Origin of the sequence: Pantoea sp. LS15, from assembly GCF_012241585.1 — a bacterium.
GTDB lineage: Bacteria > Pseudomonadota > Gammaproteobacteria > Enterobacterales > Enterobacteriaceae > Enterobacter.
In genome coordinates this window covers 162,576-169,756 of record NZ_JAAVXA010000009.1, presented here as the reverse complement: position 1 = coordinate 169,756, position 7,181 = coordinate 162,576, and the positions used below count along the sequence as shown (strand labels likewise).

Here is a 7,181-nt window from a genome sequence, read left to right as displayed (position 1 = left end):
GTACATCCACTACTACAACAACGAACGAATCAAGCTAAAACTAAACGGCCTGAGTCCGGTACAATACCGAACTCAGGCCATGTCAGCCGCCAGTTAAGAAAGTGTCCAATATATGGGGTTCACTTCAATTGTGCGGCTTTTCAGATAATTGTGAAGCTTATGCGTAACCGTAGGTCATCAGGCGCTGATAACGACGGTTCAGCAAATCTTCTTTGCTCAGCACGTCGAGGTCGGCCAGGTCTGCCAGCAGCTGAGCTTTCAGGGAAGCCGCCATCACTTCAGGCTTGCGATGCGCACCACCCAGTGGTTCCGGGATAACGGTATCGATCAGTTTCAGCTCTTTCAGACGTGGGGCAATAATACCCATCGCCTCTGCGGCCAGTGGCGCTTTGTCGGCGCTTTTCCACAGAATAGACGCACAGCCTTCCGGAGAGATAACGGAATAGGTGCTGTATTGCAGCATATTAACTTTATCGCCAACGCCAATCGCCAGCGCACCACCGGAACCACCTTCACCGATAACGGTACAGATGACCGGCACGCTCAGGCGAGACATCTCACGCAAGTTACGTGCGATAGCTTCAGACTGGCCACGTTCTTCCGCGCCCACACCCGGATATGCACCCGGCGTGTCGATAAAGGTGATGATTGGCATGTTGAAACGCTCAGCCATCTCCATCAGACGCAGGGCTTTACGGTAGCCTTCTGGTGCTGGCATACCAAAGTTACGACGGATTTTCTCTTTGGTTTCACGACCTTTCTGATGACCAATGATCATCACCGGACGCCCATCCAGACGAGCAATACCACCGACGATAGCTTTGTCGTCGGCATAAGCGCGATCGCCAGCCAGTTCGTCAAATTCATCAAACGCCAGGCGGACATAATCCAGGGTGTACGGACGCTGTGGGTGACGCGCCAGCTGGGCAATCTGCCATGCGCCGAGATCGGCAAAGATTTTGCGCGTCAGCTCTACGCTTTTTTCGCGCAGACGATGCACTTCTTCGTCGATGTTAATATCCAGTTTTTCATCCTGACGGCTTACCGCTGTCAGAGAATCGATTTTCGCTTCCAGCTCAGCAATCGGCTGTTCGAAATCAAGGAAATTCAGACTCATAGTATTCCTGTATTAGTCAAACTCCAGTTCCACCTGCTCCGAACCAATGAGGCCACGGAGATCGTTAAGTAAACGATCGCTCGGAGAGACACGCCACGTTGCACCAAAGCGCAACCGCGCACGTGCATCCGCCCTCTGATAGTAGAGATGTACTGGAATTGTCCCCGAGCGGTGGGGTTCCAGAGACTGACGGAGTCGGTTTAAAAGCTGGTCATCAATTTGCCTGTCCGTCAGCGAGATAGCAAGCCCGCGAGCATATTTTTCCCGGGCTTCGTCAATGTCCATCACTTCGCGGGCGGTCATTTTAAGCCCCCCGCTGAAGTCATCAAAGCTGACCTGTCCGCTGACGATAAGTATGCGGTCTTTTTCCAGCAATTGCTGGTATTTATCCAGCGCGTCGGTGAACAACATCACCTCCAGACGCCCGGAACGGTCATCCAGCGTACAGATGCCGATACGATTGCCGCGCTTGGTGACCATTACCCTTGCAGCAATCACGAGCCCCGCAGCCGTGGTGATTTTACCACGTTCTGTCGGATGCATGTCTTTCAGCCTGTAGCCTCCGACATAGCGCTCAATTTCTTTGATGTACTGGTTGATCGGGTGTCCTGTCAGGTACAAACCTAACGTTTCACGCTCGCCATCCAGCACCACCTGTTCTGGCCACGGCAGGCAGCTGGCGTATGACTGCTCGATCTGCTCTGGCTCTTCTGCCAGCACACCGAACATATCCGCCTGGCCAATGGCTTCCGCTTTCGCATGTTGATCAGCTGCTTTCAGCGCATCGCCGAGCGAGTTCATCAGTGCGGCGCGGTGCGGCCCCAGCCTGTCGAATGCGCCGGACATGATCAATTTTTCCAGCACGCGGCGGTTCAGTTTTTTGGTATCCGTACGAGCGCAAAGATCGAACAGCTCACGGAAATAACCACCGTTGTTACGGGCTTCGATGATCGCTTCGATCGGACCTTCACCCACGCCTTTGATCGCGCCGATCCCGTAAACGATTTCCCCGTGTTCGTTAACGTGGAAATGGTACAAGCCGGAATTGATATCCGGCGGCAGGATCTTAAGCCCCATGCGCCAGCACTCATCCACCAGGCCAACCACCTTCTCGGTATTGTCCATATCAGCAGTCATTACCGCCGCCATAAACTCGGCTGGATAATGCGCTTTGAGCCACAGCGTCTGATACGAGACCAAAGCATAGGCGGCAGAGTGAGATTTGTTAAATCCGTACCCGGCGAATTTCTCCACCAGGTCGAAAATTTTCATCGCCAGTTCGCCGTCAACGCCGTTTTGTTTCGCCCCTTCCTCGAAGGTGCCGCGCTGCTTGGCCATCTCTTCCGGCTTTTTCTTACCCATCGCACGACGCAGCATGTCCGCGCCGCCAAGGGTATAACCAGAGAGCACCTGGGCAATCTGCATAACCTGTTCCTGGTACAGAATGATGCCGTAGGTCGGTTCCAGTACTGGTTTCAGGCTTTCATGCTGCCACTGAACGTCCGGGTAGGAAATCTCTTCGCGCCCGTGCTTACGGTCGATAAAGTTATCTACCATCCCTGATTGCAGCGGACCCGGGCGGAACAGCGCCACCAGTGCGATCATATCTTCGAAACAGTCAGGTTGCAGACGTTTAATCAGGTCTTTCATGCCGCGGGATTCAAGCTGGAAGACAGCAGTAGTCTCCGAGCGCTGCAGCATGTCGAAACTTTTCTTATCATCCAGCGGGATAGCGGCAATATCCAGAGGCGGCTCACCGTTCTTCTCACGGCGGGCGTTGATCATCTCCAGCGCCCAGTTGATGATGGTCAGCGTACGCAGGCCGAGGAAGTCGAACTTCACCAGCCCGGCATATTCCACATCGTTCTTGTCAAACTGGGTAACCGGATGCTGACCCGCTTCATCACAGTAAAGCGGCGCAAAATCAGTGATTTTGGTTGGAGCGATAACCACCCCACCCGCATGCTTACCGGCGTTACGCGTGACGCCTTCCAGCTTACGCGCCATATCGATCAGCGCTTTGACTTCTTCGTCAGCTTCGTAAATTTCCGGCAGTTGTGGTTCGGCTTCGAACGCTTTCGCCAGCGTCATCCCCGGATCGGGCGGGACCAGTTTCGAGATACGATCAACAAAGCCGTACGGATGTCCCAGCACGCGGCCTACGTCGCGGATAACCGCTTTTGCCGCCATGGTACCGAAAGTAATAATCTGCGATACCGCATCACGGCCGTACATGTCCGCCACGTGCTCGATAACCTGGTCACGTTTCTCCATGCAGAAGTCGACGTCGAAGTCGGGCATTGAGACACGTTCCGGGTTAAGGAAACGTTCGAACAGCAGGTCGAACTCCAGCGGATCGAGGTCGGTGATTTTGAGCGCGTAAGCAACCAGTGAGCCCGCACCGGAACCACGTCCCGGACCTACCGGCACGCCGTTGTCCTTCGACCACTGGATAAACTCCATAACGATCAGGAAGTAGCCCGGGAAGCCCATCTGGTTTATCACCTGGAGTTCTATATCCAGACGTTCGTCATATTCAGGACGACGTTTTTTGCGTTCTTCTTCATCCGGGAACAAGAATTCCAGACGCTCTTCCAGACCCTCTTTGGATTTCATGACCAGGAAATCTTCCGTGGTCATATCTCCCGTCGGGAACTGAGGCAGGAAGTATTCGCCAAGGCGCACAGTAACGTTGCAGCGTTTTGCAATCTCGACGCTGTTTTCCAGCGCTTCCGGAATATCGGAGAAGAGTTCGCACATCTCCTCTTCGCTGCGCATATATTGCTGCGAGGAGTAATTACGCGGACGCTTTGGATCGTCGAGGGTGAAGCCATCGTGGATAGCGACGCGTATTTCGTGCGCGTCAAAATCACCGGACTCCAGGAAACGCACGTCATTCGTTGCCACCACAGGCAAGCCGCGCTCTTCAGCCAACGCGACAGCAGCGTGCAGATAATTCTCTTCGTCAGGGCGGCCAGTACGAATCAACTCCAGATAATAGCGATCCGGGAAGTACTCTTCATAAAACGAGATGCACTGATCCACCAATGCGCTATTACCACGCAGCAGGCATTTACCGACATCACCCATACGGCCGCCAGAGATCAGCAGCAGCCCTTCATTTAGCTCAGCCAGCCAGTCGCGGTCGATCCACGGCCCCAGCGCACCATAGCCGCGTTGATAGGCTTTTGAGATAAGCAGTGTGAGGTTTTGATAACCCGTGTTGTTCATCGCTAACACGGAGATTTGCGTCATTTCATCGCCGATGAGATCGCTCTGCACATGAAAATCTGCACCGACGATAGGCTTCATCCCCGCGCCATGCGCCGTTCCGTAGAACTTCACCAGGCCACACAGGTTGGTAAAATCGGAGATCGCCAGTGCAGGCATGCCAAGTGAGGCCGCCTTTTTAACCAGCGGCCCGGTCTTCGCCAGCCCATCGATCATGGAGTAGTCGCTATGCACCCGCAGGTGTACGAAACGTGGTTCAGCCATCTTCAGATTCCGCGTTACTTAATTGCTTGCGTATTGATTCAGGACACCAGTCCCAGCGCGCGTTTCACCGGGCCAAAGCTGCGCCGGTGATGTTCGGTTGCGCCATGTTCAGCCAGCTTTTCCAGATGGAAAGCTGTTGGATACCCCTTGTGCTGGGCGAAACCATACTGAGGGTAAGTGAGATCCAGCGCGGCCATTTCGGCATCGCGTGTCACTTTGGCAATAATAGAAGCGGCACTGATTTCTGCGACGCGACTATCGCCTTTGACCACGGCCATCGAAGGCATCGGCAATGACGGGCAGCGGTTGCCGTCAATCAGGACATATTCCGGGGAAATGTTCAGCCCCGCCACCGCACGCTGCATCGCCAGCATCGTGGCGTGCAAAATATTCAACTCGTCAATTTCATGTGGTTCAGCGCGCCCCAGGCTCCAGGCCAGTGCCTTCTCCTGAATTTCACTAAACAGCGCCAGTCGACGCTTTTCGGACAATTTTTTAGAGTCATTCAGTCCAATAATCGGGCGAGCTGGATCGAGGATCACCGCTGCGGTAACTACTGCCCCGACTAACGGGCCACGCCCCACTTCATCCACACCAGCCACAAGGTGGGTGTGAGGATAAACAAATTCCATCATTTTGCTAACTCCAGCACCGCATCAGCCGCTTGCTCATCGGCATTACAGCGGATCTGCTGATGCAGTTCACGGAACGTATCATGCATCTGGTGGCTGGTCTTGCCATTGGCAAGCAGCGGCAGCAACGCATCGGCAAGCAGCTGCGGCTGGCACTCATCCTGCAGAAGCTCTTTCACCAGTTCGCGCCCGGCAAGTAAGTTCGGCAGAGAGACATATTCCGTTTTCACCAGACGTTTAGCCAGCCAGAAGGTGAATGGCTTCATGCGATAGCCGACCACCATCGGGCATTTCGCCAGCATACACTCCAGTGCTGCCGTGCCGGAGGCCAGCAGCGCGGCGTCGCTCGCGATCATCGCCTCCCGGCCTTTCCCGTCCAGAAGATGAATCTGGAGGTCTGGAGCCACTTCGGCCTTGATGCGCTCAAATTGTTCGCGGCGCTTAGCATTCACCAGTGGCACAACGACTTCCAGATCGGGATACGTCTGGCGAAGAATTTGCGCTGTTTTCAGGAAATCAGCGCTCAGCATCTCAACTTCTGCACCACGACTGCCTGGCAGCAATGCCAGACAGTGCGCATCATGAGGAATACCCAACACGTCGCGCGCTGCGTTTTTATCCGGATCCAATGGCATCGCATCTGCCATGGTATGACCGATAAAGCGGCACGGAACATTAAATTTGTCGTAAAACGCTTTTTCGAAAGGCAGGAAAGCCAGCACCAGGTTGGTAGACCGTCCAATTTTGAAAACGCGTTTCTGTCGCCACGCCCAAACGGACGGACTGACGTAATGAATGGTTTTTATGCCCTGCTTTTTCAAATTCCATTCGAGGGTAATGTTGAAATCAGGTGCATCAATACCGACAAACACATCGGGTTTCAGTTCGGTAAAGCGGCGAGTAAGATCGGCGCGAATATGTAACAAACGGCGTAGCCGCCCCAGCACCTCAACGATGCCCATCACAGCCAGCTCTTCCATTTCATACCAGGCTTCACAGCCTTCGGCCTGCATCAGCGGGCCAGCAACGCCAACAAATCGTGCATTGGGTACACGCGCCTTAAGCGCACGGATGAGACCGGCACCAAGAATATCGCCGGAGGTTTCTCCGGCGACCAGGGCTATCGTAAGCGGACGACTGTCGACCATTAACGAATCAGACCCCTTGTTGAACGGTCAAAGAATTCCATGAACGCGTTCACTTCCGGGTACTTATTCGCCAGCTCGGCAATTTCCGGCTTTGCCTCTTCCAGCGTTTTGCCGCTACGGTACAGCAGTTTGTACGCGTTGCGGATAGCGGTAATCGCTTCGCGGCTAAAACCACGACGCTTGAGGCCTTCGATGTTCACGCCAAACGGCGTGGCATGGTTGCCCTGCGCAATCACATACGGTGGAACGTCCTGCGCCACACCGGAGCATCCGCCGACCATCACGTGTGCACCAATAATGCAGAACTGATGGACTGCGGTCATGCCGCCAATAATTGCGAAGTCATCAACCGATACGTGTCCTGCCAGCGTTGCGTTGTTGGCAAGAATACAGCGGTCACCCACAGTACAGTCGTGCGCGATATGCGCATTAACCATAAACAGGTTATCGCTGCCCACCTTCGTCAACCCACCACCCTGTACTGTTCCACGATGAATGGTGACGCTTTCGCGAATACGGTTACGATCGCCAATTTCCAGACGGGTCGACTCACCAGCATATTTCAGATCCTGGTTAACTTCGCCGATGGAAGCGAACTGATAGATCTCGTTATTGCAGCCAATAGTCGTGTGACCATTCACCACAACGTGAGATTTCAGTACTGTACCCTCACCAATTTCGACTTGGGGTCCAACAATACAAAACGGGCCAATGTGGACGTTAGCGCCAATGATGGCACCGGTTTCCACAATCGCGGTAGGATGAATAAAGGCAGATTTATCAATCACG

6 protein-coding genes are annotated in these 7,181 nt (G+C 54.0%); 1 reads left to right on the top strand and 5 read right to left on the bottom strand.

Going from position 1 to position 7,181, the window contains the following annotated elements; genetic code table 11:
- On the top strand, positions 1-97 hold a 97-nt coding region (locus HED65_RS14995), incomplete at its 5' end, for an IS3 family transposase (RefSeq protein WP_147279780.1).
- Between the two features lie 60 nt (positions 98-157).
- Here the strand turns inward: HED65_RS14995 and accA are convergent.
- Genes accA through lpxA form a run of 5 tightly spaced genes read right to left on the bottom strand, consistent with a single transcriptional unit; the run spans position 158 to position 7,180 of the window.
- A complete protein-coding gene (gene accA / locus HED65_RS14990; RefSeq protein WP_006810033.1) occupies positions 158-1,117 on the bottom strand; it encodes an acetyl-CoA carboxylase carboxyl transferase subunit alpha in 960 nt (319 codons plus the stop codon).
- 12 nt (positions 1,118-1,129) lie between these two features.
- A complete protein-coding gene (gene dnaE / locus HED65_RS14985) occupies positions 1,130-4,612 on the bottom strand; it encodes a DNA polymerase III subunit alpha (RefSeq protein ID WP_114979154.1) in 3,483 nt (1,160 codons plus the stop codon).
- Positions 4,613-4,650: 38 nt separating this feature from the next.
- A complete protein-coding gene (rnhB, locus tag HED65_RS14980; protein ID WP_114979153.1) occupies positions 4,651-5,247 on the bottom strand; it encodes a ribonuclease HII in 597 nt (198 codons plus the stop codon).
- On the bottom strand, positions 5,244-6,392 hold the full coding sequence (lpxB, locus tag HED65_RS14975; protein WP_114979152.1) for a lipid-A-disaccharide synthase: 1,149 nt from the start codon (positions 6,390-6,392) through the stop codon (positions 5,244-5,246). The genes rnhB and lpxB overlap by 4 nt, the downstream gene beginning before the upstream one ends.
- Positions 6,392-7,180, bottom strand: a complete 789-nt coding sequence (lpxA, locus tag HED65_RS14970; RefSeq protein ID WP_114979151.1) for an acyl-ACP--UDP-N-acetylglucosamine O-acyltransferase — start codon at positions 7,178-7,180, stop codon at positions 6,392-6,394. The genes lpxB and lpxA overlap by 1 nt, the downstream gene beginning before the upstream one ends.
- Position 7,181 lies beyond the last annotated feature (1 nt).

Excerpts from the sequence above, each read along its gene's own strand:
- lpxB (WP_114979152.1), bottom strand. The coding sequence starts at position 6,392 with ATGGTCGACAGTCGTCCGCTTACGATAGCCCTGGTCGCCGGAGAAACC.
- rnhB (WP_114979153.1), bottom strand. The coding sequence starts at position 5,247 with ATGATGGAATTTGTTTATCCTCACACCCACCTTGTGGCTGGTGTGGAT.
- dnaE (WP_114979154.1), bottom strand. The coding sequence starts at position 4,612 with ATGGCTGAACCACGTTTCGTACACCTGCGGGTGCATAGCGACTACTCC.
- accA (WP_006810033.1), bottom strand. The coding sequence starts at position 1,117 with ATGAGTCTGAATTTCCTTGATTTCGAACAGCCGATTGCTGAGCTGGAA.